Source organism: Nocardia sp. GCM10030253 (genome assembly GCF_042675075.1).
In the GTDB taxonomy this organism is placed as follows: Bacteria; Actinomycetota; Actinomycetes; order Mycobacteriales; family Mycobacteriaceae; genus Nocardia.
Genome location: NZ_JBHTDL010000004.1, coordinates 690,485 through 715,180 on the forward strand (window position 1 = coordinate 690,485; position 24,696 = coordinate 715,180).

Annotated in this window: 24 protein-coding genes; 14 read left to right on the forward strand and 10 right to left on the reverse strand. The window is 67.0% G+C overall.

The window, feature by feature from the left end; genetic code table 11:
• A complete protein-coding gene (locus ACFQZZ_RS07290; protein WP_378676457.1) occupies nt 1–531 on the forward strand; it encodes a GNAT family N-acetyltransferase in 531 nt (176 codons plus the stop codon).
• Here ACFQZZ_RS07290 and ACFQZZ_RS07295 read toward each other — a convergent pair.
• Nucleotides 528–1,283, reverse strand: coding sequence for an alpha/beta fold hydrolase (locus tag ACFQZZ_RS07295; protein ID WP_378675742.1), 756 nt, complete (start codon nt 1,281–1,283; stop codon nt 528–530). The genes ACFQZZ_RS07290 and ACFQZZ_RS07295 overlap by 4 nt on opposite strands.
• Nucleotides 1,284–1,413: 130 nt before the next feature.
• Here ACFQZZ_RS07295 and ACFQZZ_RS07300 point away from each other — a divergent pair, with 130 nt between their 5' ends.
• From ACFQZZ_RS07300 to ACFQZZ_RS07310, 3 genes are all read left to right on the forward strand, one after another.
• Nucleotides 1,414–2,301, forward strand: a complete 888-nt coding sequence (locus ACFQZZ_RS07300) for an ABC transporter ATP-binding protein (RefSeq protein WP_378675744.1) — start codon at nt 1,414–1,416, stop codon at nt 2,299–2,301.
• A 52-nt stretch (nt 2,302–2,353) separates the two neighbouring features.
• Nucleotides 2,354–3,133: an ABC transporter permease subunit gene (locus ACFQZZ_RS07305; RefSeq protein ID WP_378675746.1), complete on the forward strand. Its 780-nt coding sequence runs from the start codon at nt 2,354–2,356 to the stop codon at nt 3,131–3,133.
• A 77-nt stretch (nt 3,134–3,210) separates the two neighbouring features.
• Nucleotides 3,211–3,693, forward strand: coding sequence for a GbsR/MarR family transcriptional regulator (locus tag ACFQZZ_RS07310; protein ID WP_378675748.1), 483 nt, complete (start codon nt 3,211–3,213; stop codon nt 3,691–3,693).
• A gap of 22 nt (nt 3,694–3,715) precedes the next feature.
• Here the strand turns inward: ACFQZZ_RS07310 and ACFQZZ_RS07315 are convergent, their stop codons facing one another.
• Together ACFQZZ_RS07315 and zapE are read right to left on the reverse strand one after the other, a co-directional pair.
• Complete coding sequence (locus ACFQZZ_RS07315; RefSeq protein ID WP_378675750.1) at nt 3,716–4,525, reverse strand: tyrosine-protein phosphatase; 810 nt, start codon at nt 4,523–4,525, stop codon at nt 3,716–3,718.
• Between the two features lie 93 nt (nt 4,526–4,618).
• The gene (gene zapE / locus ACFQZZ_RS07320) at nt 4,619–5,638 is read right to left on the reverse strand and encodes a cell division protein ZapE (protein ID WP_378675752.1); all 1,020 of its coding nucleotides are present in this window, start codon (nt 5,636–5,638) and stop codon (nt 4,619–4,621) included.
• 35 nt (nt 5,639–5,673) lie between these two features.
• Between zapE and ACFQZZ_RS07325 the strand changes: the two genes are divergently transcribed.
• The 4 genes from ACFQZZ_RS07325 to msrB all read left to right on the forward strand — a co-directional run bounded on the left by ACFQZZ_RS07325 (nt 5,674) and on the right by msrB (nt 9,978).
• On the forward strand, nt 5,674–6,435 hold the full coding sequence (locus ACFQZZ_RS07325; protein ID WP_378675755.1) for a pyrimidine reductase family protein: 762 nt from the start codon (nt 5,674–5,676) through the stop codon (nt 6,433–6,435).
• 80 nt (nt 6,436–6,515) lie between these two features.
• Complete coding sequence (locus tag ACFQZZ_RS07330) at nt 6,516–8,072, forward strand: alpha/beta hydrolase (RefSeq protein ID WP_378675758.1); 1,557 nt, start codon at nt 6,516–6,518, stop codon at nt 8,070–8,072.
• Nucleotides 8,073–8,140: 68 nt separating this feature from the next.
• The gene (locus tag ACFQZZ_RS07335; protein WP_378675761.1) at nt 8,141–9,487 is read left to right on the forward strand and encodes a glycosyltransferase family 87 protein; all 1,347 of its coding nucleotides are present in this window, start codon (nt 8,141–8,143) and stop codon (nt 9,485–9,487) included.
• Nucleotides 9,488–9,534: 47 nt separating this feature from the next.
• Complete coding sequence (msrB, locus tag ACFQZZ_RS07340; protein WP_378675764.1) at nt 9,535–9,978, forward strand: peptide-methionine (R)-S-oxide reductase MsrB; 444 nt, start codon at nt 9,535–9,537, stop codon at nt 9,976–9,978.
• A 165-nt stretch (nt 9,979–10,143) separates the two neighbouring features.
• On the opposite strand, the gene hemQ is transcribed toward msrB, so the two are convergent.
• From hemQ to hemE, 4 genes are all read right to left on the reverse strand, one after another.
• Entirely contained in the window at nt 10,144–10,839 is a 696-nt protein-coding gene (hemQ, locus tag ACFQZZ_RS07345) for a hydrogen peroxide-dependent heme synthase (RefSeq protein ID WP_378675767.1), read from the reverse strand.
• A 285-nt stretch (nt 10,840–11,124) separates the two neighbouring features.
• On the reverse strand, nt 11,125–12,471 hold the full coding sequence (locus tag ACFQZZ_RS07350; RefSeq protein WP_378675770.1) for a protoporphyrinogen oxidase: 1,347 nt from the start codon (nt 12,469–12,471) through the stop codon (nt 11,125–11,127).
• Nucleotides 12,472–12,493: 22 nt separating this feature from the next.
• A complete protein-coding gene (locus ACFQZZ_RS07355) occupies nt 12,494–13,192 on the reverse strand; it encodes a uridine kinase (RefSeq protein ID WP_378675773.1) in 699 nt (232 codons plus the stop codon).
• 52 nt (nt 13,193–13,244) lie between these two features.
• On the reverse strand, nt 13,245–14,309 hold the full coding sequence (gene hemE / locus ACFQZZ_RS07360) for a uroporphyrinogen decarboxylase (RefSeq protein WP_378675776.1): 1,065 nt from the start codon (nt 14,307–14,309) through the stop codon (nt 13,245–13,247).
• A gap of 306 nt (nt 14,310–14,615) precedes the next feature.
• Here hemE and ACFQZZ_RS07365 point away from each other — a divergent pair, with 306 nt between their 5' ends.
• On the forward strand, nt 14,616–15,167 hold the full coding sequence (locus tag ACFQZZ_RS07365; RefSeq protein ID WP_378676460.1) for a DUF3000 domain-containing protein: 552 nt from the start codon (nt 14,616–14,618) through the stop codon (nt 15,165–15,167).
• 22 nt (nt 15,168–15,189) lie between these two features.
• Complete coding sequence (locus tag ACFQZZ_RS07370; RefSeq protein ID WP_378675779.1) at nt 15,190–16,473, forward strand: HRDC domain-containing protein; 1,284 nt, start codon at nt 15,190–15,192, stop codon at nt 16,471–16,473.
• A 46-nt stretch (nt 16,474–16,519) separates the two neighbouring features.
• Here the strand turns inward: ACFQZZ_RS07370 and ACFQZZ_RS07375 are convergent, their stop codons facing one another.
• A complete protein-coding gene (locus ACFQZZ_RS07375; protein ID WP_378675782.1) occupies nt 16,520–16,936 on the reverse strand; it encodes an SRPBCC family protein in 417 nt (138 codons plus the stop codon).
• A gap of 104 nt (nt 16,937–17,040) precedes the next feature.
• Between ACFQZZ_RS07375 and ACFQZZ_RS07380 the strand changes: the two genes are divergently transcribed.
• Entirely contained in the window at nt 17,041–17,631 is a 591-nt protein-coding gene (locus tag ACFQZZ_RS07380) for a CGNR zinc finger domain-containing protein (protein WP_378675784.1), read from the forward strand.
• A 178-nt stretch (nt 17,632–17,809) separates the two neighbouring features.
• On the opposite strand, the gene dxs is transcribed toward ACFQZZ_RS07380, so the two are convergent.
• Nucleotides 17,810–19,708, reverse strand: coding sequence for a 1-deoxy-D-xylulose-5-phosphate synthase (dxs, locus tag ACFQZZ_RS07385; protein ID WP_378675787.1), 1,899 nt, complete (start codon nt 19,706–19,708; stop codon nt 17,810–17,812).
• A gap of 272 nt (nt 19,709–19,980) precedes the next feature.
• On the opposite strand from dxs, the gene glsA reads away from it, so the two are divergent.
• From glsA to ACFQZZ_RS07400, 3 genes are all read left to right on the forward strand, one after another.
• Complete coding sequence (gene glsA, locus ACFQZZ_RS07390) at nt 19,981–21,846, forward strand: glutaminase A (protein WP_378675790.1); 1,866 nt, start codon at nt 19,981–19,983, stop codon at nt 21,844–21,846.
• Nucleotides 21,847–21,936: 90 nt separating this feature from the next.
• Nucleotides 21,937–22,635 carry an SIMPL domain-containing protein gene (locus ACFQZZ_RS07395; RefSeq protein ID WP_378675793.1) on the forward strand — a complete coding sequence of 233 codons (699 nt, stop codon included), beginning with the start codon at nt 21,937–21,939 and terminating at the stop codon, nt 22,633–22,635.
• A gap of 923 nt (nt 22,636–23,558) precedes the next feature.
• Nucleotides 23,559–24,362, forward strand: coding sequence for an enoyl-CoA hydratase (locus ACFQZZ_RS07400; RefSeq protein WP_378675795.1), 804 nt, complete (start codon nt 23,559–23,561; stop codon nt 24,360–24,362).
• Nucleotides 24,363–24,378: 16 nt separating this feature from the next.
• On the opposite strand, the gene ACFQZZ_RS07405 is transcribed toward ACFQZZ_RS07400, so the two are convergent.
• On the reverse strand, nt 24,379–24,678 hold the full coding sequence (locus ACFQZZ_RS07405; protein ID WP_378675798.1) for a DUF1330 domain-containing protein: 300 nt from the start codon (nt 24,676–24,678) through the stop codon (nt 24,379–24,381).
• Nucleotides 24,679–24,696 lie beyond the last annotated feature (18 nt).

A 24,696-nucleotide genomic window follows, 5' to 3' on the forward strand; every position in this document is an offset into this window, starting at 1 on the left:
ATCCCAGTCACCGTCGACCGGGCCGGACTGTGGGACGCCGAGGCCCTCAGTGACGTTGCGGCCGCGACCTTTCCACTCGCCTGCCCGCCCGGTGCCACCGCCGACGACATCGAGATCTTCATCAGCGATGTGCTGTCCGGCGAGCGCTTCGGCGAGTACCTGACCGATCCCAGCCGAACCGTGCTCAAGGCGGTCGCGGATGGTGCCATCGTCGGCTACGCGATGCTGCACACCGGCGACCCGACCGATCCCGAGGTCGCCAAGGCGGTGGACCTGCGCCCGGTCGTCGAGATCAGCAAGATGTACGTGCTGCCGGGCCATCACGGCAGCGGGGTGTCGAAGGCGCTGATGCGCGCCGTGCTGCAACGCGCCCGCGAGGACGGCGCCCAAGGCGTCTGGCTCGGCGTCAACCAGGAAAACACCCGTGCCCAGCGTTTTTACGCCAAGCACGGGTTCACCAGGGTCGGCACCAAGACCTTTCACGTCGGCAACCAACTGCACCACGACTTCGTGATGCGAATGGCGTTCTAACTCTTCACAAAATCCACCAGCGCCGCATGGAACGCCGGCTCGATCACCGCCATCAGGTGGTCGCCGGGCACCACGGTCAGAGTGCCGTCGGGTAGGGCGGCGGCGAGGCGTTCCGGTTCGGCGGCGAACGGGTCGGCGGCGCCTGCCAGGACCAGGCTGGGCACCGTGATGTCGGTCAGGGTTTTGATCGGTTCGTCGTCGAGGCCGGCCGCGACCGCTTCGATGGCCTCCCGGTCTGCGCCGACCACGTCGGCGAGAATCCGGAACATCATGGCGATCGAAGACGCGCCCGCGCCGTCGCCACGCATGGCCGTGCGCAGGTCGTCGATATCGATGACGCGGCGATCGACGCCACCACAGTCGAGGACACCCGAGCCGATCCCACCGACGACCAGCTTCGTCACCCGCTCGTCGGCGGCCGCGACCAGCAGCGAGATGATCCCGCCCATCGAATAGCCGACTTGCACAACGCGATCGAAGCCCAGCTCGTCGTACAGCGCGCTGACGTCCTTCGCCATCGCCGCCCACGAGTACCGCGCGGTGTCGTGTGGTTTGTCCGAGCGGCCGTGCCCGCGCGCGTCCAGCGAGACGACCGTGTGCCCGGCGGCCTGCAAGGCGCCGACCACCCCGGTGCCCATCCAGTTGGCGTTGGTGTCCGCCACCACCCCGTGCTGCAACACGACCGGGATCCCTTCGCCCTCCCACATGCGGTAGTTGAGCTCCAGTCCATCCCAGGTCTTGAACTTCGTCATGACCGGATCGTAGTGGTGTCGACCCCAAGGGTTGACAAGTTCTAGATGTTCAGTCTTTACTGAACACATCAGTTCTTGCGGAATAAACAAGACCTACAGAACGTGATCAAGAACTTCTCGAAGGAGCATCATGACCAGCGCCGCGATCCGCACCGAAGGCTTGACCAAGCACTATGGCAAGCATGTCGCACTCACCGATCTGAACCTCGAGGTCGGCCAGGGCGAGGTATTCGGGTTTCTCGGCCCCAACGGCGCGGGCAAGTCCACCACCATCCGCATCCTGCTGGATCTGATCCGGCCTACCTCAGGACACGTCGAGGTGCTCGGCGTCGATCCCCGCGCGGGCGGTGCGGAACTGCGTAAGCGCATCGGCTACCTGCCGGGCGAGCTCGAGATCGAGGGCCGCAATACCGCCCGCGACCTACTCGGATTCCTGGCCGACCTGCGCGGCACGGTCCCCGCGAACCGGATCACCGACCTCGCCGACCTGCTCGATCTGGACCTGTCCAAGAAGGTCGGCGCGATGTCCAAGGGCAACAAACAGAAGGTCGGCATCATCGCCGCCTTCATGCACAACCCCGACCTGCTCATCCTCGACGAGCCGACCTCCGGCCTGGATCCGCTACTGCAGCAACGCTTCCTGGATCTGGTCACCGCGGCCAAGGACAACGGGCAGACGGTGTTCATGTCCTCGCACATCCTCAGCGAGGTACAGCAGACCGCCGACCGCGCGGTCATCATGCGAGCGGGCCGGCTGCTCGGCACCGAGAACGTCGAGGATCTGCGTCGGCGCTCGCCACGCTCGGTCGAGCTGGTGTTCGGCGAGGACGTTTTCGCCGACGATTTCGCCGCGCTGCCCAGTGTGCGCGACCTGATCATCGACGGAAAAACGTTGCGCTGCACCACCGAAGGCGAGGTGGACGAGCTCTTCAAGACGGCGGCCAAGTACCACTTGGTCAGTGTGCTCTCCACCGAGCCCGACCTCGAAGAGATCTTCTTCAGCCTCTACGGCCGCTGATCCGCACCAGCTCCCGAACCACCGAAATACTTATCGCACAGGAGAACTCGTCATGACCCGCTCGGTTTTCACCCAGACATTGAAGGAACAGCGGCGCGGCCTGATCGGTTGGTCGATCGGCCTGGCCATCGTCCCGATGATGTACCTGCCCAACTTCCAGTCGCTGCAGCAGCAGGGCTCGCTCGACATCAAGCAGAACAAGATGTACGAGGCACTGGGTATGGGCGACTTCGCCAGCGCCACCGGCTATATGCAGTCCATGGTGTATGCGATGATGGGCACGCTGTTGCTGCTCATCTTCGCGGTCACCTTCGCAGCGCGATCGGCCGCTCAGGAAGACACCGGAACGCTGGATCTGCTACTGGCCCAACCGGTGAGCCGTCGGAGCCTGCTCGCGCAACGGTTCGCGGCGCTTGCGGTGCAGACCGGAATCGTCACCGCCGTCTTCACGCTCAGCATCGTCGCCGGAGCGAACGCGGGGCAGATGAACATTCCGGCAGGCAATATCGTCGCCGCAAGCGCGGGGCTCGGCCTGCTCGCCCTCGTAGTCGGCGCGATCACCCTACTGATCGGCGCGTTCACCGGAAAGCGTACGCTGACACTGGGATTCGCCGCGTTGGTCGCGCTGGCGGCCTACCTGGCCAACAACCTCGGCGGGATGTTCGAGGGCGCCGAATGGCTGCGCAAGCTGTCGCCCTTCTACTACGCGATCGGTGATTCGCCACTGGTAAACGGCTGGAACGGCATCAACCTCGCGGTGCTGGTCGCTGTGGTGGCCGTCGCCGTGGTGGCCGCACTCGGCGCCTTCGACCGCCGCGACCTAGCGGTCTGACTCCACCAGAACGGGGCGGGCCGACACGGCCCGCCTCGTTTTACCCATATCGATACCATCGAAGGGATACTCGACCGATGAGCGAGCCGACCCAGGACCCCACCCCCGAACAATTGGCCTTCGTCGAGGATTTGGCGCTCGTATTCGAACGGATGGGTCTGGTCCGGATGGTCGGCCGGGCCGCATCCTGGCTGCTGATCTGCGACCCGCCCGAGCAGACGTTCGGCCAGATCGCCGACGCGCTGCAGGCATCGAAGGGCTCCATCTCGAGCGCGCTGAAGACCCTGGTCACCATGCGCTGGGTGGACAAGACGTCCAAGCCGGGCGACCGAAGGGATTACTACTCGATCCGGCCCGGAATCCTCCCGGACCTGCAGCGCCAGCAGATCTCCCAGTACACCGACCTCACGGACACGACTACGCGCGGCCTCAGGCTGTTCGACGACCCGAACGGCGAACAAGCCGCCCGAGTCCGTGACATGCACGAGTTCTTCCTTTTCGTCACCAAGGAGATACCCGCACTGCTCGATCGCTGGGATGCCGAGCACCCGCGCTCCTGAGCGCGAACACCTCGGGCCGAAATCAGGCCAGCATCTTCGTCTTCAGCGCGGCGATGTCGGCGGACGACAGCTTCAGGCCGTCACGGACGTAGTTGTAGAAGCTGCCATAGGTCCGGTCGGCCTGGTCGAAGGCGGCGTCGAGCCACGGCTGCCGGACACCGTTGATGGTGTCGTCGGGGCCGGTGTTGCGGTACTGGTTGGACAGCAGGTAGTCCTGGTTCACGGTGTCGCGGTCGACGCCGAGGATGGTCAGCAGGACCGCGGAGGTCCAGCCGGTACGGTCCTTGCCCGCAGTGCAGTGGAACAGCACGGCACCGTCTTCGGTGTCGATGATGTCGCGCAGCACCGAAGAGAAGGCCTGGTTGGCGCCGGGGGCGGTGATGAAGGCGCGATAGAGATCGTCGCCGCCGGTCAGCGTGGTGATCAGGGTCTGCGGCGGGGCCTGGCCGATGACGTCGTCCCAATGGGCGGTGGCGCCCGCGGGCACCTTGTCGGGACCGATGGCGCGTTCGTAGACGGTGCGCAGGTCGTCGACGTAGCGGACCTGGCGCTGGGTCAGGTCGGCGAGGTCGACGGGTGTCGCGTTATTGAGTTGGCCGGTGCGGAAGACCAGGCCGGTGCGCACGAAGCGGCCGTCGGTGGTGCGATAGCCGCCCGCGTCACGAGCGTTCTGCACGCCCTGCAGGTTCAGCGAACGGTCGAACGTGGTGACCGTCGCGCTGGGCTGGTCGGCGAGAGCGACACCCGCCACGGGCCCGAAGGCGACGGCAAGACCTGCGGCGAGTGCCACCGGGACGCGGATCGAACGGCTGACCATGACAAGTGCTCCCATCGATTGAGCGAACAGTCCCCCGGTTTCGACACAACTTTCCGTGCCACGCACCGGCACAGAACGTGAGCTGTGCCATCACGCCGCGAACGCCTGCTAGGCGGCCGCGGCCTCGAAACGCGACAACGCCAGCAGTCGCGAGATCGCGCGCAGGTACTTCTTGCGGTACCCGCCCCCGAGCATCTCCTGCGAGAAGATCTCATCGAGCTTGGCACCGGACACGGTGACCGGGATGCTCGCGTCGTAAAGCCGGTCGGCAAGGACCACGATCCGCAGCGCGACAGCCTGATCGTTGACCTGGTGCACGTTCGAGATGAACACCGACGACACCCCGGAGATCAGCGCGCCGTACTTCGACGGGTGCAGCGTGCTCAGATGCTTCAGCAGTGCGTCGAACTCGTCGAGCGTGGATCCCGATGTGGCGATGGCTCGTTCGGTCAGCAGCTCCGGCGAGGTCGGCTCCGGCGCGGGCGGCAGATCGCGGTGACGATAGTCGGGACCGTCGACACGCACGGGCTCGAAGATGGAGCCGAGCTTCTTGATTTCACGCAGGAAGTCCTGCGCGGCGAAGCGGCCCTCGCCCAGCTGACCTGGCAGCGTGTTGGAGGTCGCGACGATGGACACACCGCGCGCGGACAGCTCGGTCAGCAGTCGCGATACCAGCATCGTGTCGCCGGGATCGTCGAGTTCGAATTCGTCGATGCACAGCACACTGTTGGCCGACAGCCGCTCGACGGCATTGTTGAACCCAAGCGCGCCAACGAGATTGGTCACCTCACCAAAGGTGCCGAAGGACTTCGGCGCGGGCGCGCTGTGGAAGATGGAGGCGAGCAAGTGGGTCTTTCCGACGCCGAAGCCGCCGTCGAGATACAGCCCGGCGCCGCTGATCGGCTTCTTCTTGCCGAACAGACTCTTCTTGTTCACCGCTTGGTTGATCTTGGCGACCTGACCGGCGAAGTCCTCGGCCTTGCGGACCGCGGCAGCCTGGCTCGGCTCCTTGGGATCCGGGATATAGGAGGCGAAACTGACCTCGTCGAACATGGGCGGGGGCACCATCTGCGCGACCAATTGGTCTGCCGGAACCTCCGGATGGCGATCGACAAGGCGTTCTTGCATAGACGGAGCCTAATGACGTGGTGTGATGTTGCTTCATGCAGCGTATCCACAATGCGATCCAGCTCACAGGGTTGAGCGACAACGACCTCGCCGAGCTGTACGCCTACCCCACTCAGGTCGACGCGCCCTGGGTCCGAGCCAATTTCGTGTCCAGCATCGATGGCGCCGCCACCAGCGGCGGACTGTCCGAGGGCCTCGGCACGCCCGCCGACAAGTCGGTGTTCACGATGCTGCGCGAGCTGGCCGACGTGATCCTCATCGGTGCGGGGACCGTGCGCGCGGAAAACTACGGCGGCGCCCGCACCGACCCGCGGCGGCGCCGCGCCCTCTACGACCGCGGTATGGGCGGCCATCGCGAAGGCGCACCGCCGCCGATCGCCGTGCTCACCGCGAGCGCCGCGATCGAGCCCGGCTCGCGGCTGTGCACCGACACCACCGTCGCGCCCATCATCATCACGACCGCTGCCGCGCCACCGGACCGCAAGCAGCGGCTGAGCGACGCGGGTGCGCGGGTGGTCGAGGCCGGCGACATCGCGGTGACCCCGAAGGGGCTGCTGCGCGCGCTCGAGGAGCTCGGATTGCGCCGCGTGCTGTGCGAGGGCGGCCCGCACCTGTTCGGCGAGCTGCTGGAGGCCGAAGCGATCGACGAACTGTGCCTGACCACCGCACCCGTGCTGGTCGGTGGCACGGCACGGCGAATATCGCTGTCCGCACACGAGTTCCGCACCCCCATGGCGCGCAAGCACATCCTGCTCGACGACGACGGCACGATACTCACCCGTTGGGCTCGTCGCTGACTCGCGGGTCACCCGCACCCGGTCGGCTCTTCTACGCCTCCTTTGTGAAACAACCGGAGGAACCTGGCAGGCTGTAGCGCATGCGCTGGACTCGGGCCGCCGTGCTGGCCTCGACACTCTCGATCATGATCGCCGGATGCGGTGCGGGACCCTCCGATCGCCCCGGTGTTGCCGTCGAGCGCGCGCCCGCCGTCGGAGGGCCCGCCGCCACGTCGACCGCGCCACCGCCGCCGACGGCCGAGCTGCCCAAGACCGACCTGAGCTGGCGGGACTGCACGGCGCCGACGCTCGACCTGCTCGGTCTCGGCCCCGCACCCGCGGGCCTTGTCCTGGACTGCGCCGAGTTCTCGACACCGATCGACGGGACGGGCGCCGTGCTCGGTAGCTTCCGCGCCGGTGCCGTGCGTGCCCGGCTGCCGCAGACCCCGGCTGACGTCGCCCCGCTGGTACTCACCTCGGGTGCGGATCGATCCTCCTCGGCCACACTGGCCGGGCTGGCTGTCGGACCGGCGAGTTCGCTGTTGGCAACGCGCCCGATCGTCGCGGTGGACCGCCGCGGCCTCGGCACCTCGCAGCCGATCGACTGCCTGCCGGCCGACGTACGCAAGGGCCTGGCCGACAACGCCCAATTCGCGCCGGGCGCAACCGATCCCGCCGAGGCGGTAACCGGGTTCAGCCAAGACGCCACCATCGCCTGCCGCGACTTCCTGCACCCCTACGAGGGCGCCTTCGACGCCCCGCACGCCGCCGACGACATCGAACAGCTGCGCAAGCTGTGGCAGGTCGAGCACATCGACCTGCTCGGCAGCGGCAACGGCGCCAAGGTCGCGCTCAGCTTCGCCCGCAGGTACGGCGACCACCTCTCGCGGCTGATCCTGGACTCCCCCGAAGCCGTCGGCGCCGACGCGACCACCCGGGCCGAACAGCAGGTCCAGGGCGCAGAGGCGGCGCTGACCGCATTCGCGCAGCGCTGCACCGGAATCAACTGCTCGCTCGGCGCCGACCCGCGCGCGGCGATTACCGAGCTGGTGAACCGGGCTAGCACCGGCGGACTCGGCGACATCTCCGCGAACGCGCTGTTGACCACGGTGTCCGGGTTCCTCGGCGGCCCGCGCGGCGACCAGGCCAATCGCATCGCCGAACTCGCCGACGCGCTCTCGGCGGCAGGGCGCGGCGACCGTGGCTCGCTCGGGAACCTCATCCTGCGCGAATCCGCCGCGACCGCGAGCGACGGACAGTTCGTGAACCGCTGCACCGACAATCAGACGCCGCCGTCCCCGAGCCGGGCCAAGGAACTCGGTGTCGAATGGGGCCAGAAGTATCCGGTCTTCGGCAAGGCCGCCGCGATCGCCATGATGGATTGCGCGGCATGGCCGGTCGCGAGTGCGCCGCCGCTGCCGACGAAGCTGGACCTGCCGGTTCTCGTCCTCGGTGGGGTCGCCGATCCGGTGGTCGGCAACGGTGGCCAGGCCTCGGTGACCGGTGCGCTCGGCGCCGCTGGCGCCCGCCACGCCTCGGTGACCTGGCAGGGCTGGGGGCATCCCGTCTTCACCCATTCCGGCTGCGCCCAACAGGCGCTACTCGACTATCTGAAGGACGCGAAGCTGCCGAAGGATGGCACCGCGTGCCCCGCATGACCCCCTGAAATCGGCGCGCCGGACAGGTCCCCGCTACCGTCAGCCGCGATCCGGTGTACCGTGCCCCAGTGTTACTTCGACAGCTCGAGCCACGCACCGCTCGTACCACCGCCGAAGCGATAAAATTCGCACTCTGGCCTTTAGCGGTCATGACTGTGCTCAATCGAGTCTTCATCAAGGCTGTCAACGGGTTCATCACCGACGACTTCAAGCCGGTCTACAACGCGTCGCTTGCCTTCCTCAACGGCAACCCGGTGTACACCGCCAATTTCGACTCGGTCGACCCGCATTACCTGTACCCGCCCAGTGGAACTCTGCTGATCGCGCCGCTGGCGCTGGTCGATCCGGAGAAGTCGCGCTGGTGCTTCATCCTGCTGAACGCCGCCGCCATCATCCTGGCCTGCTACCTGCTGCTGAAGCTGTTCAAGTTCACGCTGTCCTCGGTGGCGGCTCCGGTGCTGCTGTTCGCGATGTTCATCTCCGAAACAGTCACAAACACACTGGTTTTCACCAATGTCAACGGATGCATCCTGCTGGCCGAGGTCGTCTTCCTCCATCTGCTGCTACAGCGACGAGACCTATGGGCAGGCGCATTACTCGGATTGAGCATCGCGGTCAAACCGACGCTGGCACCGCTGATCCTGATCGCGGCTGCCCGGCGACAGTGGAAGGTCTTCTACCCCGCGATCGGCGTGCCCGTCGCGCTGACCGCGATTGCCTGGCCGCTGTCGAAAGATGCGGACAAGTTCTTCACCCGCACCGCTCGCTACATCGTCGAATCGAGGGACTACTTCAACAGCGCCATCGTCGGCAACGCGGCCTACTACGGTCTGCCGCTGTGGCTGACCTGGGGCATGCGCATCGTCATGGGCATTCTCGTCGCCATCACGCTGTGGCTGCTGTACCGCTACTACCGCGAGGACGAGCTGTTCTTCGTGACGACCTCGTCCGGTGTGCTGATGACCGCGTCGTTCCTGTTGCCCTCGCTCGGGCAGATGTACTACTCGATGATGCTGTTCCCGCTCTTGATGTCGGTGGTGCTGCGCAATTCGGTGATGCGCAACTGGCCGGCCTGGTTGGCGGTGTTCGGGTTCATGTCCTACGACAAGTGGCTCTCGGACCGCTGGCAGGGTTTCGGCCGCAACCTGGAGTATCTGCGCATCACTTTCGGCTGGGGTCTGCTGCTCATCGTGATCTTCTGTGTGCTGGGTGACCGGTACCTGGCAGCCCGGCGGGACGGTCGACTGCGGTTCGGCATCGACCCGACCTGGATGTCGGCGCCCGATTCCCACGACGACGCCGTCGCAGACCCTGCGCCGCGGCGTTCGATCGAGACGGCCGCCGAGGACACCGACCCTGCCGACAGCGAACGATCCGAATTTCGGGCCGAACCGCAGGCGAGCGTGCTCAAGTAGCGACACGGTTTGCGGCGCGGCGGCTGAAAACCTATTAGCGTGGAGCAATGAGTTCTGACGCTGACACGTCCATGCCCGCGCCTCGCATCCAGCTGACGCCACAGGAGTGGAAAGCCAAGCTGAATCCTGAGGAGTACGCGGTGCTGCGGCAGGCCGCGACCGAACGCCCCTTCACCGGCGAGTACACCGACACCACGACCGAAGGCGTCTACGTGTGCCGGGCATGCGGGTCCGAGTTGTTCCGCAGCGACGAAAAGTTCGATTCGCACTGCGGCTGGCCGTCGTTCTTCGACCCGGCGAAGTCGGAGGCGGTGATCCTGCGCTCCGACGACGCCCTCGGCATGAGACGGGTCGAAGTGCTGTGCGCAAACTGCCACAGCCACCTCGGCCACGTGTTCGAGGGCGAGGGGTACAACACGCCCACCGACAAGCGCTACTGCATCAACTCGATTGCGCTGCAGCTGCACCCCTCGGGCAACGCAGCGCAGTAGTCTTCGGCGCTCAGCGGAAGGGTACGGACTGCGGTTACGGTGCGCATGCCCCGAAATATTGGGGCATGCGGTTCGTTCTGCCGCGTTTGCTCAGCAATTGCACTTCTGGCTGCCGAAGGGCGGCGGGCCCTGATCCGAATCAAGGCGGGTTTTCGCGCGCCAGGCTCAGGGCAGCGCGGCGATGAGCTTGTCGACCTCTACGCGCGGACCGGTGTAGAACGGGATCTCTTCGCGCACATGCAGGCGGGCCTCGGTGGCCCGCAGATCACGCATCAGGTCCACGATGCGGTGCAGTTCCGGCGCCTCGAAGGCGAGGATCCACTCGTAGTCGCCGAGGGCGAACGAGCTGACGGTGTTGGCGCGCACATCCGGGTAGCCGCGAGCGGCCTTGCCATGGTCGGCGAGCATCTTGCGGCGCTCGTCGTCGGGCAGCAGGTACCACTCGTAGGACCGCACGAACGGGTAGACGCAGATGTAGTTGCCCGGGTCTTCACCGGCCAGGAACGCGGGCACGTGGCTCTTGTTGAACTCGGCGGGCCGGTGCAGCGCCACATTGCTCCACACCGGAGTGCTGGCCCTGCCCAGCTCCGTGGTGCGACGGAAGTCCGCGTACGCGGCCTGCAGATCCTCGACGCGCTCGGCGTGCGTCCAGATCATGAAATCGGCGTCGGCGCGCATTCCCGCGACGTCGTAGATGCCACGCACGACCACGTCCCGGTCGGCGAGCCCGTCGAAAAACGCCTGCGCATCGGCAACGGCCTTGGCTCGATCTTCGCCGAGCACACCCGGTTTCACCTGGAACACCGAGAACATCAGGTACCGAATGGTGGAGTTGAGGGCCTGGTAGTCGAGTCGCGCCATGCCACCCATCGTGCCACCCGCCGGAACGAGGTTGACCGCGGGCCGATCGAAGCCGCCGTGCTCCCGATCGGGATAGGCCTCACCCGCGGCCCGTCACGAGCGAGAGCGGATCCGAGCCGCGTGCCGACCAACCACCCCCCGGGTGTCGCCTGCTGCCATCCGGTGACGCGGACCAGCGTCAGCCGTAACGACCAACCGCAGGGGTGCCGCCTGTTGCACGCGACGGCACGGGCCCGGTGTCAGCGACCCCGCCCTGTTCGGAGACCTGGCATCGGCTGTATCGCGTCAGCCGCGTCCGCCGGCGATTCGCTGGGCGGCCGCCGTACCCGAGGCTACGCAGGCGGGGACGCCGACGCCGTGGAGGTAGGCGCCCGCAATGGCGAGACCTTCGAGATCCGCTACAGCCGACTCGATTTCGGCGACACGTTCGGTGTGGCCAGGTGCGTATTGAGCGAGCCCGCCTGGCCAGCGTCGGACCAGGGCGCCGACCGGCTCGATGGTGGCGCCGGTGACGGTGGCGAGGTCTTCGGCAGCGGCGGCGATCAGGTCGGCGTCGGACCAGGACAGAGTGGAATCGTCGCCGAATTTGCCGAAGGAGACACGCACGGCGGCAGTTTCGCGCTGCGCGAGGTGTGTCCACTTGCGGCTGGACAGGGTGAAAGCCTTGGCTCGCAAAGATTCTCCGGTGGCAACAAGGATGCCGGAGTGCTGCGGAAGCGCGGTGTCACGCGGAAGTGCCAGTGCGACAAGGGCAGACGAGGAAAGTTCGATGCCTGCCGCTGCCCCGGCCGCAGCGGGTGAGAGCGTGCGCAGCAGGCGGGCGGTCACCGGCGCCGGGGTGGCGAGTACCACCGCATCCACCGCGCCGACCGGGTCGACGACCCAGCCCCGCAGGCCGCGTGCGAGTCGGGTCACCGGTGTCGCGGTGACGAACTTCGCGCCGGAGCGAGCCGAGAGTGCTTCCAGGAGAACCTGATAGCCGTCGCGAATGCCCCCGAAGACAGGCGCGTTGGACGGCGGCGGCATAGCGGCGGCCACCGCATGGGTCAGGCTGGGTGCGCCGTCGTCGAGTGTCGCGGCCAGTGTCGGCACTGCCGCGCGCACGCCGATCGAACGGGAACTGCCCGCGTACACCCCGCCGAGGAGCGGGTCGACGCTGCGCTCGGCGACTTGGGCACCGAAGCGGTCGGCGATCAGGCTGTAGACGTCGATATCGGCGTCGGGGTACCAGGCCATCGGCCTGCTGGGCTCCTGGTCGATCCGTGCGAGCGTCTCGGCGTCGACCAGTCCTCGCATGGACTCGGCGTCCGAAGGGATCCCCATCAGGGTTCGCTCCGGCATCGGATGCGCCCTGCCCCCCGACCAGAGCAACGGACGCAGCCCCGCCGGAACGACCAGTTGCTGCTCCAGCCCGAGCTCACGCAACAGCTCAGGCACCTCGGGCCGTCGGCCGACGAACGCCTCGGCCCCGAGATCCAAAGGCTCCCCGGCCAATTCACCGGTATACAGAATTCCGCCCACTCGATCGGCCCGATCGATGACCACGATGTCGGCGCGCGGCCCGAGCAGCGTCCGCAACCGATACGCCGCCACCAACCCGGTGATTCCGCCGCCGACAACCGCGATTCTCATACCTGCGACCGTAACCTGCCCGCTACTCACCGACTATGTCGCCACGGACAACCAGGTCTACGTGCTCACGGGTGCGATCGGCCGCGAAGTGGGTGTCCTCGGTCGCCATCCACTGCTCCCACAGCGGCAGGGTGTGCACGCCGTCTCGGTCGAGACCACGCGCCAAACGCACCGCAGCCGGTGTCTCGACCCACACCGCGAACGACAGCCGATCACGCACAGCGGCACGAGCGGAGGACACGCCTTCCAGCACGATCACCCCGCCCGGCGTGACCTCGTGCCACTCGGCAAGGGCCCGATCGACCCAGTCATAGCGTTGATACCGACCGGACCTGCCACCGGCGATCGGTTCGAGCACCTGCTGCTCCAGACGCGGCCACCACGCGAGCTGATTGTTCTCGGCCGCGAAATCGTCGGTGTGCACCACCTGGGCCCCGCACACTGCCGCCAAAGACGCTGCCAGCGTGGACTTCCCGGCACCACCCGGCCCGTCCACCGCCACCAGTCGCGTCGATCCCAGCCGCGGTTCGCTCACGAACACCCGCGCGGCAATCTGCGCCACCGACACCACCACTGTACGAACGCCTCCGATGATCAACTCTGTTCCCAATGTGGCCGCCGACACCACCTGCCGACGAGTCGACTCGGCTGACGGCTCGGTCTCGAGCAGTCGCGCGCCGGGCAGCGGCCGTTCGATCGAGCCCCGCGCGACTGGATTCATCCGACTCGATGCATCACACGCAGCTGGTGGCGAGCTTGCTGCCCCGGGCAGCTCAGAGTTCGTGGACGAGCTCGACCAGGGCAGTCAGTACGCCAGGGTCGGTGTCAGGGAGTACGCCATGGCCGAGGTTGAAGATGTGGCCTGCCGCGCCCATGGTGATCGCTTCATCGGCCTCCCGGACGATCCGGCGCGCCTCCGCCTCGACGGCTGCCGACCCGGCGAAGAGTACGGCGGGATCCAGGTTGCCCTGCAACGCTTTTCCGGGTCCGACGCGACGCACCGCTTCGGTCAGCGGTACTCGCCAATCGACGCCGACGACATCGGCGCCCGCCTCCCCCATCGCGCCGAGCAGCTCACCGGTTCCGACACCGAAATGGATGCGCGGCACGCCCGCGGCGGCGACTTCCGCGAATACCCGCTCGGAGTGCGGCAGGACGAAGGTGCGGTAGTCGGCGAGGGAGAGCGCGCCCGCCCACGAGTCGAACAGTTGTACCGCGTCCACGCCCGCGGCCAGCTGTGCCTGCAGGAAGGCGATAGTGATGTCGGTCAGTACGCCGAGCAGCTCGTGCCAGGTCCCCGGGTCGGCGTGCATCATCGCCTTGGTGCGCTCGTGGTTCTTGCTCGGACCACCCTCCACCAGGTACGAGGCGAGGGTGAACGGCGCGCCCGCGAACCCGATCAGCGGCGTGTCGCCGAGCGCATCGGTCAACAGCTTCACCCCGTCGGTGACCGCGCCCACTTCTTCGGGGCGCAGTCGCGGCAGTGCCCGCACATCGGCGGTGGTGCGCACCGGCGACGCGATCACCGGACCGACACCGGGCACGATGTCGAGGTCGATGCCCGCGGCCTTCAACGGAACGACGATGTCGGAGAACAAGATCGCCGCGTCTACGCCGTGCCTGCGGATCGGCTGCATAGTGATCTCGCACACCAGCTCCGGATCGAAGCAGGACTCGAGCATCCCGATGCCCTTGCGCAGTTCGCGGTACTCGGGCAGCGACCGTCCGGCCTGGCGCATGAACCACACCGGCCGACGGCTCGGTGCGGCGCCAGTGGCGGCGGCCAGGAACGGGGCATCGGTCAACCGGCGGCGGGTGTGAGTGTTCATCACCGTCATCGTAAGCGGGCGACCGCCTCGCCTTCGCCCGGCCGGGCGGATATGCGACTGCCCTGGCGGATCGGCCGGGCATAGCTCAGCAAGGCGAGCTGCGCCCGATGCGCGAATGTCCCCTTCGCTCGGCCGACACAGGCCTCGGACAGACCGCGCCCGACTGTGTTGAATGCGGCTTGGCGGCGCGCCTCCGACCGCGTCGGGTGGACTAGGTCTACCGTCACTTTCGTGACACCGCTCGACTTCCGCGACGGAGCCGCACCGACCGAGGGACCCGATGAGCCAGCTCAATTTCGCGCCGCGGTCGAGGCGATGGCCACCGCTGCCGTGCACCCTCGGATCGAGCTGGCACCGATCCGGCCGCCGCAACGCCTGGCACCCTATTCGTACGCGCTCGGCGCCGAAGTCAAACACCCCGAAACCGCTGTCGTGCCAGTCGATTCCGAGGGCGATGCCTTCGGCAGGCTGATCCTCCTACACGATCCGGACGGCGACGACGCATGGCACGGCATCTTCCGACTGGTCGCCTACATCCAGGCCGACATCGACGGCGCGCTGGCCACCGACCCGCTGTTGCCCGAGGTCGCCTGGAGTTGGCTGGTCGACGCGCTCGAGACCCGCAATGAGCCGTTCACCGCGTTAGGCGGCACCGTCACCTCGACGAGTTCGGTGCGCTACGGCGACATCGCAGGGCCGCCGCGCGCGCACCAATTGGAGCTGCGCGCGTCATGGACGGCGGTCACCACCGAGATGCGGCCTCACGTGGAAGCGTTCTGCGAAGTGCTCGCCTATGCGGCCGGATTGCCGCCCGCTGGTATCACCCATCTGCGACCAGAGTCCTATACCAGCAACGACCACATCTGACCGCCACGTAAAGTTCAGATTTATGCCGGTAGCAGACGAGCCCGATCAGGGCAGCACAGCGGAAGACAACGCAGCAGAGCCGCTGCTGGTCCCCGCGGAGGGTGTACCACCCGTCCTCGCTACCGCGCGCGAGATCGTCGACGCCGCCGCCCGCCTTGCCGCGGGTACCGGTCCGCTCGCCGTCGACGCCGAGCGTGCGTCCGGTTTCCGGTATTCGGCCCGCGCTTACCTGATCCAGCTGCGCCGTGCCGGGGCGGGCAGCTTCCTCATCGACCCGATTCCGGTGACCGATGCGCTCGCTCCACTGGCCGAGGCGATCAACGACCTCGAGTGGGTATTGCATTCGGCGGACCAGGATCTGCCCGGCCTCGCTGAACTCGGCCTGCGTCCGACGCGGCTGTTCGACACCGAATTGGGTGGCAGGCTGGCCGGTTTCGAACGCGTCGGGCTCGCGGCGATGGTCGAAAAGCTGCTTGGCAGGGCGCTGCGGAAGGGCCATGGGGCGGCCGACTGGTCCACCCGGCCGCTGCCCGATGAATGGCTGAACTACGCAGCGCTCGATGTCGAACTGCTACTCGAGCTGCGTGGCGAGGTCGCGAAGGCACTCGACGAGCAGGGCAAAACGGATTGGGCTGCACAGGAATTCGAGCACGTTCGAATCACCGAGCCCAGCGCGCCGAAGGCTGATCGGTGGCGGCGCACCTCTGGCATCCACACGTTGCGCCGCACCCGGCAACTGGCCATCGTGCGTGAATTGTGGAACACCAGGGACGGATTGGCGCGCTCCCGCGACGTCGCGCCCGCCCGCATTCTGCCGGACGCGGCGATCGTTTCCGCCGCGACCGCGGAGCCGCGCACCATCGCCCAGCTACGTGCGCTGCCGGTCTTCGGCGGACCACGTCAGCGGCGCTATTCCCGCGAATGGCTCGGCGCCGTCGACCGCGGCCGTACGCTGCCCGACAGCGAGCTGCCGCCGCTGACCCAGCCGTTCGACGGGCCGCCGCCGGTGAACCGATGGGAACGTCGCGACGCCGCAGCCGCCGCCCGGCTGACCCGGGCGCGCGCAGCGATGGGTGAGCTGTCCGATGAACACGCGATCCCGGTGGAGAACCTGCTCTCCCCCGACCTCGTGCGCCGCCTGTGCTGGGATGGACTGCCGGACTACGACCGCATCCCCGAGTCGCCCGCCGAACTTTCGGCGGCGATCGATGGGTTCCTGAAGTCGGGCGGGGCGCGTCCGTGGCAGCGCGAATTGGCGGTGCCACGGCTGACGGCGGCGCTGACTCCGGAGACTCCCGGCGCATAGCGTGCGTTCCGAGGTCGATGGCGGCTAGGCGGACCGCCACCTCGAGTCAGGGATTAGTCGTGACCGCGCCCTCGACTGTCCGCTTGAAGACCTCCAGTCCTTGATCCATGCTCGCGCCGAATGCGATGGCGAGTTCGTCGGGCAGCACATCGTGGATCCAGACGAATCGGCTGCCGTTGTCCTGCGGGAACACCTGCATCGACGCATTGTTGTGTTCCGGCGCGATGCTGTCGCCGACGATGGAGTAGACGAAGCGACGCTCCGCCTCGTCCAGCTCGATCAGTCGCTCTCGCAGCACCGTTCCATTCACGAACGTGGCCACCCGCACTTCGGGCGAGTCGAGCCGACATTCGGTGACGAAACCCGGCGCCATGCGAATCGGCCCCTGGCCGAAGTCGCCGATGATGGCCCACACGTCCTCGACGGAGGCTTCGACGAAGATCTCTTTCTTGACCGATCCCATGGCCGACTCTCCCTTCAGGGCTTCATGCCCGTCGTTGATAACTATCGTTAAAGAAACGGTAGTTAGTTAACCGCCTAACGTCAATGGGTAGTTATCCTGTATTCATGCCCGCCAGAATCGAAACCACGGCCGCCGAGGACCTCACCCCAGCGGCGATGCGTCGCCTGGTGGAGTTCGTCAACACCCGCCGCGCGGACGGCGACGCCATCGGCACACCGGACCAGCTGGCGACCTGGCTCCACGAACACGCACTACTGCCCCGCGACACCGCCGTCACCGCACACGAACGCGACCGCGCGGCCCGAGCCCGAGAAGGACTCCGCGCCCTCCTCGCGCACAACAACGCCGAACCCGTCACGAGCCCACGACCCGACGGACTCGACCCCACCGCACACACCGACCTCGCCGCACTGACCGCCGAACTCCCGCTGACACTCGATGTCACCAGCACGCCCCCCACCCTGGTGCCTGCCACCCACGGACCGGTCGATACCGCCCTGGCCACTCTCCTCGCCGACATCGCCACCGCCGTCGCCGCAGGCACCTGGTCCCGACTCAAAACCTGCCGCGAACCGAGCTGCCGCTGGGCCTTCTACGACCACTCCCGCAACCGAGGCCGCACCTGGTGCTCGATGAACGTTTGCGGCAACCGCGTGAAAGTCCGTGCCTCCCACCGGCGCAACTCGACTCGATAGCCCCCTCGAGTCCCTGGACGGAGAACAACCCGCAGTCGAACCGCCGCCTGCCTCGGTGATGAGTGGATCCAGGACGGGCTGCCGCATGTCGAGGGTGAGTATGAGCGCGTCCTGCGGCTTGCCCTTCGCACCCGGAGCACGAGCTGCTGGCGTGCTGCGCGCCCAGAGTGTCGGACACTCAGCCGGCGTCGAGCCAACCCGTAATACGGCGGGCGATATCGGTGGGTGTGAGACCCAGCTCTTCATGAACCTGGGCACGCGACGCGTGGTCCAGGAAGTGTTGGGGCACACCGAGATCCCTCGTCGGCACATCCAGCCCGGCGCCGCGCAGGCGGGCGGAGATGGTGGAGCCGATGCCGCCGTGCAGGCCGCCGTCTTCGAGTGTTACCAGGAGGCGGTAGTTTTCGGCGAGTTTGACGATGGTGTCGGAGACCGGGAGGACCCAGCGCGGGTCGATGACGGTGATCGAAACGCCTTCTGGTTCCAGAAGATCGGCGACCTGCAGGGCCAGTTCGGCGAAGGCGCCGACGGCCACGACGAGGACGTCGCCGCGCTGGGTTTGGGCGGAGCCGCCGTCACGGTCCGGTAGGCGGAGGACGTCTACCCCGTCGAGGCGCTCCACTGCCGAAATATCTTCGACGACACTGCCCTTCGGGAACCGGATGGCAGTGGGGCCGTCATTGACCGCGAGTGCTTCGGCCAGTTCTTCGCGCAGGGTGCCCGCGTCGCGTGGTGCGGCAACCCGGATTCCGGGAATGATGCCGAGCACCGACAGGTCCCACATGCCGTTGTGGCTGGCGCCGTCGTTGCCGGTGATTCCCGCGCGGTCGAGGACCACGGTCACCGGCTGCTTCAGCAGCGCGACATCCATCAGCAGCTGATCGAAGGCACGGTTGAGGAAGGTGGAGTAGATCGCGACCACCGGATGCATGCCGCCGAGGGCGAGCCCGGCCGCCGAGGCCATGGCGTGCTGTTCGGCGATGCCGACATCGAACATTCGCTCCGGGAAACGCTCACCGAATGCCGAAAGCCCGGTCGGTCCCGGCATGGCAGCGGTGATGGCGACGATGTCGTCGCGACGTTCCGCGAGCGTGATGAGCTCTTCGGCGAACACCGAGGTCCAGCCGAGCGCCTTCTTACCGGCCAGCGGCCGTCCGGTCAGCGGGTCGAGCGGGTCGCAGGCGTGCATCTGGTCGGCCACGTGGTTTTCCGCGTGCGAGTAGCCACGGCCCTTCTGCGTCACCACATGCACGACGACGGGGCCGCCGAAGTCCTTGGCTCGGCGCAGTGCGGCCTCCAGCGCGACGCTGTCGTGCCCGTCCACCGGGCCGACGTACTTCATTCCGAGATCGCTGAACAGCTCCTGCGGACTGACGGCGTCCTTGATCCCGGCCTTCACCGCGTGCACCATCGAGTACGCGGATTCGCCGACCCGCGGGATGCTCTTGAGGATGCGCTTGCCCGCGTCGAGCGCGTGCTCGTAGGCGGGTTGGGTGCGCAGCGCGGTCAATCGGTCGGCAAGGCCGCCGATGGTCGGCGCGTAGGAGCGGCCGTTGTCGTTGACCACGACGACCACCGGACGGTCTGGAGCGGCGGCGATATTGTTCAGCGCCTCCCAGCACATGCCGCCGGTGAGCGCGCCGTCACCGACGACCGCGACGACGTGCCGATGCTGACCGGTCAGCGCGAAGGCTTTGGCAAGACCGTCGGCGTAGGACAGCGAGGCCGAAGCGTGCGAGGACTCCACCCAGTCGTGGGCGCTCTCGGCGCGGCTCGGATAGCCGGACAACCCGCCCTGCTTGCGCAGCGTGTCGAACTGGTCTTTGCGACCGGTGAGGATCTTGTGCACATAGGCCTGGTGCCCGGTGTCGAAGATCAACGGATCGGCTGGCGAGTCGAAGATCCGGTGCAACGCGATGGTCAGTTCCACCACGCCGAGGTTGGGCCCGAGGTGACCACCGGTCGCCGCGACCTTCTCCACCAGGAACTGGCGAATCTCCGCCGCCAGCTCCGGCAACTCGGCCATGCTCAGCCGGCGCAGGTCTTCGGGCGTATCGACCCGGGAAAGCACTCCCACCTGAACTCGCTCCCTCCGGATAGCGCATCTGATCCGATCAGTCTACGGAGTGGCTCCGGATCCTCCGCACGAGCGGAGTACCCACCTGCCGACATGGCGCTGAAATGTGAGCCTCCACACGAATCGTCGGCCGGACGGCAAACCGTCCGAAGACACGCGTACGGCCGAACTTCCGACCACCGTACAGGTCGCACGAGGTCCATACGAAGACACGCGCTCGGCGGACGAAGGTTCGACCACGGCACATACGCTACCGCGCCTACAGTGATCCTGTGGCCGAGCCCGAGCAGCAGGTTCCGCAGGCGGTCGACCCCGGCGTCGTGGCACGCATCCTCACCGAGGTCTACCAGCTGTGCCGGGCCGACGACTCCGGCGCACTGGCCGACTACATCCCGGAACTCGCAGCGGCGCAGCCCGATTCGTTCGCACTGTGCCTGGCCACCGCGGACGGCCGGGTGTACGGCACCGGAGATGTCACCACCTCGTTCACCATCCAGTCCATCTCCAAGCCGTTCACTTATGCGCTCGCCCTGGCGGATCGGGGTCCCGCGGCAGTCGCCGAGCGCATCGACGTGGAACCCTCCGGCGAGCCGTTCAACGAGATCAGTTTGGACCCGGTGACCGCGCGACCGCGCAATCCGATGATCAATGCCGGCGCCATCACCGCCGCGTCCCTGATCACCGGCCACGATCCGGCCGACAAGTTCGAACGCGTCCGGCGCAGCTACTCCCGCTTCGCGGGACGCGAATTGACGATGAACGAGGCGGTGTACGCTTCCGAGGCACGCACCGGCTTCCGCAACCGCGCCATCGGCTACATGCTGCGTTCTTTCGGCATTATCGACTCCGATCCGGACGAGGCGGTCGACCGGTACTTCCGGCAGTGCTCGCTCAACGTCACCTGCCGCGACCTCGCGTTGATGGCGGCGACGCTGGCCAACAACGGGCTCAACCCGGTGACTCACGAGCGCGCGTTGTCGGTCGCGCTGGCCGAGCAGGTCCTCAGTGTGATGACCACCTGCGGGATGTACAACGCCGCGGGCGACTGGGTGACCACCGTCGGATTACCCGCGAAGAGCGGTGTCGGCGGCGGGATTCTCGCGGTGCTGCCCGGACAGATCGGGATCGCCGTCTACTCCCCACGCCTCGACGACCGCGGCAACAGCGTGCGCGGCGTCGCCGCCTGCCGTGAGCTGTCGAGGCGGCTGGAACTGCACTTTCTGCACGTCACCCGCTCCGGGCGCACCGCGATCCGCGCCGCGTATTCGGTGGCCGAGGTGCCGTCGCGGCTGCAGCGCACCACCGACGAGACGGCGGTGCTCGCCGAGCACGGTGACCGGGCACGCGTGTACGAACTACACGGCGACTTGCTGTTCGCGGGCGCGGAACGTGCGGTGCGCGCTATCGAGGAGCAGGCGGGCGAGCTGGAAGCGCTTGTGGTCGACCTACGCCGGGTGGGCGAGGTGAGCGAGATCGCCGTGCACATGCTCGACGAACTCCAGAACGAACTGGCGGCGGCAGGCTGCCGCGTCGCGATCGTCGACCCCGACAGCAAGATGGGGCACCTCGTCTCCAGCCTGGATCCGAACGACCCACGCGGACGCGTGTTCATCGACCGCGACACCGCCACCGAATGGTGCGAGGACATTGTGCTCGACCACCATCGGCCGGAAGGCGAACCGGCGTGCACCTCCATGCCGATCGAGGACCATCCCGTACTCGCCGCGCTCAACCACGACGACCGGGCGCGGCTGGCAAAGGATTTCGAGGTGCGCACCATCGCCCGCGGCGAAGTGATCGCGCCCCGCGGCAGCACCCGCTCCGGCCTGTACCTGATCCTGGAGGGTCGGGTGCGGATCACCTTCGAAGGCGCCGACGGGCGCACGCACCGGCTGGCGTCGCTCTCGGCCGGAATGTCGTTCGGCGAGATCCCGATGCTCGTGGGCACACCGTTCGTCAACGAAGCCCACGCGGAAAGCGGCGTGCGCGTCGCGGTGCTCAGCCCCGAACGGTTCGATGTGCTCACCGAGACGGCACCCGAGCTGAAACTTGCCCTGCTCGAGCGGCTGGCAGCCGGCGCATACGCACAGATAGACGCCGCGGTACGAGCGATCGCCGTGCGCGGCGGGGACTACTGAGCCGCAGTGACCTACGCGGGGCGGGGACGTTTGCGACGCATCGACCGTTGAGCCTGCGAAATGACGATCCGACAGAATCAGGAGAGCGCCGTGAGCAACAAGAAGTCCGACTCCGACGAGTCCGCCGCCACCACGGGCACGGTCACCACCTTCGGGACCGGGACCGCGCGCGCCACCCCGGACCTGATGCGGGTCACCATCTCGATCGAGACCAGAGCGAGCAAGGTCGCGCTCGCCTACGGGCAAGCCGGTGAGCGGGTGGCCGCCGTCACCAATTCGCTGCGCTCGGACGGAGTTTCGGGAGCCGACATCGCGACCAGCGGGCTGTCGGTGCGCACCGAGACCGTCTGGATCGAAGGCGGTGGCTCCAAGATCACCGGCTATCTCGCCACGACCGACCTGACAGTGGTACTGCGCGATATCGGCGAAAGCGCCGACCCCGGACCCGCGACAATCATCGCCAACTGTGTCGAGGCCGGCGGCGACGATGTCCGCTTGGGTGGCCTCAACCTGACTTTCGCCGATCAGGAGCGCCTGCTGACCCAAGCCCGCGACGCGGCATGGGACAACGCCCTGGCCAAGGCCGAGCAATACGCCGGCCGCGCCGCACGCACCCTTGGACCCGTCCTGGAGATCACCGAGAACACCACCTCGGCACCCCCCGCGTATCCCCGCGTCAAGATGATGTCCGCACCCATGGACACCGCCTACGGCGCCGCCCCGGTCCCCGTCGAACTCGGCGAATCCGAGATCACCGCCACCATCCGCGCCACCTGGCAACTCGGCTAGACCTAACCACAAGCGCACAGTCCCCGCACCCCTTGTCGCAACCAGACACCCGCTACACGGGGTGTGCGGTGTTGACACGGGGTCCGGATGCCGTCCGATCGGGTTGTGGCGCGGTAGCGCAACCACAACGAGTCTTCGCGCTGGAAGCTGCCTGCCTGGCGGTAGCGAGCCATTCACCCCGCACCCTTTGTCGGAACCGGACACCCGCTATACGGGGTGCGCGGTTCTGACACGGGGTGCGAATGCCGTCCGATCGGGTTGTGGTCGGTCACGCAACCGCAGCCGGTCTTCACGGTGGAAGCTGTTGCCTGCCTCCCTGGCCTGCCGGTAGCGACGCCCGCCCCACACCCTTTGTCGCAGCCAGACACCCGCTATACAGGGTGTGCGGTGTTGATACGGGGTGCGGCCGTCCGATCGGGTTGTGGTTGGTGACGCAACCACAGCCAGTCTTCACGCTGGAAGCCGTGTGCCTGCCTGCCCAGGCTGCGGAAGACCAAGCCGGGTACCGCACACGACGTGCCCAGCACTGCCCGGAAAACCCTGGTAGGCGCGCCTTCTGGACGTCTCTTAACCCGCTCACCCGGTATGGATTACCCTCCATTGGTTGGCCGGGGCAGTGCTGGGCGCGTCGTGTGCCGTACCCGACTTACCTCCCGCAGTCAGTCGACAGGCAGCGGCTTCCAGCGTGGTCGACCGGCTGTGGTTGCGTTGCAGACACTCACGAGTACGCGACGTTGATCGTCGAGATTGCCCGGCGTGCGGAAGCGTGGGCCGGTCGGACGCTGTCAAAGCGACGAGATACCTAAGGCAGCAACATATTCCGGCAATCCGATCGGTCGATCGGATTTGCCACTACGCGACGAGAGCCTCACCTATATTGAGATGTCGGTGGCCCCCGTCACAGTCGCCGGTGAGGATTCCGCATGTCGTTCGTGCTCATCGATAAGCCGCGTCCCCATATCGCACTAGTGACGCTGAACCGGCCTGACCGGATGAACGCGATGGCCTTCGATGTGATGATTCCACTGCGTGAGGCGCTCGAAGAGGTCAGTGCGGACAACGATGTGCGCGTCGTAGTGCTCACGGGAGCGGGACACGGATTCTGTTCCGGCGCGGACCTGCAGAGTGCGGGGCGGGTGCCCAATACCGAGGGGCTGACCGTCACCAGCGTCGCGCGGCGCTCGATGGATCTGCTCAACGATGTGATGATCACCCTGCGGCGAATGAACCAGCCGGTCATCGGCGCGATCAACGGCGCCGCCATCGGCGGCGGATTCTGTCTCAGCATCGCCACCGATATTCGGATCGCGGGCGAGGACGCCTACTTCCGTGCCGCCGGGATCAACAATGGCCTCACCTCCGCGGAACTGGGCATCAGCTATCTGCTGCCACGCGCCATCGGCTCCTCCCGCGCCTTCGAGATCATGCTGTCCGGACGGGACGTCGATGCCGCCGAAGCGGAGCGCATCGGCCTGGTTTCCCGCACTGTGCCCACCGCGAAGCTCCTGGAAACCTGCTACGACCTGGCAGAACGGATTATCGGCTTCAGTCGCGTCGGCACCGAGCTCACCAAACGGATGCTGTGGAGCGGCATGGAGGCGGGCAGCTTCGAATCCCACATGCAGCACGAGGGCATGGCGCAGCTCTACGTCCGCCTCACCACCGACAATTTCGACGAAGCCATCCGCGCGCGCCGCGACCGCAGGCCACCGATCTACGACGACTGACCGACGGACCCGATCTTTATGACCGGTGTCCGAGCCCTTTCACCAGCAAGGTCACCGTATCCGCGCCCATGTGGCGGTCTTCGGAGATCTCCAGGTACTCCGGTGACTGCGCCCAAGCCCGGAACGCCGATTCGTCGGGAAACGACATCAACACCACCTTCTCCCGATCCGATGCCCCCTCGACCACCTGCGGGCTCTCGTCGGCAGCCAGCAACGTACCCGAGTATCGAACGAAGATCTCCATGAAGCGCGCCTGGTAGCGGTCATACGCGGCACGATCGGAGAACTTCAGCTGTGCGACGACGTACACGGTCATGCGCGCGACTCTATGCCG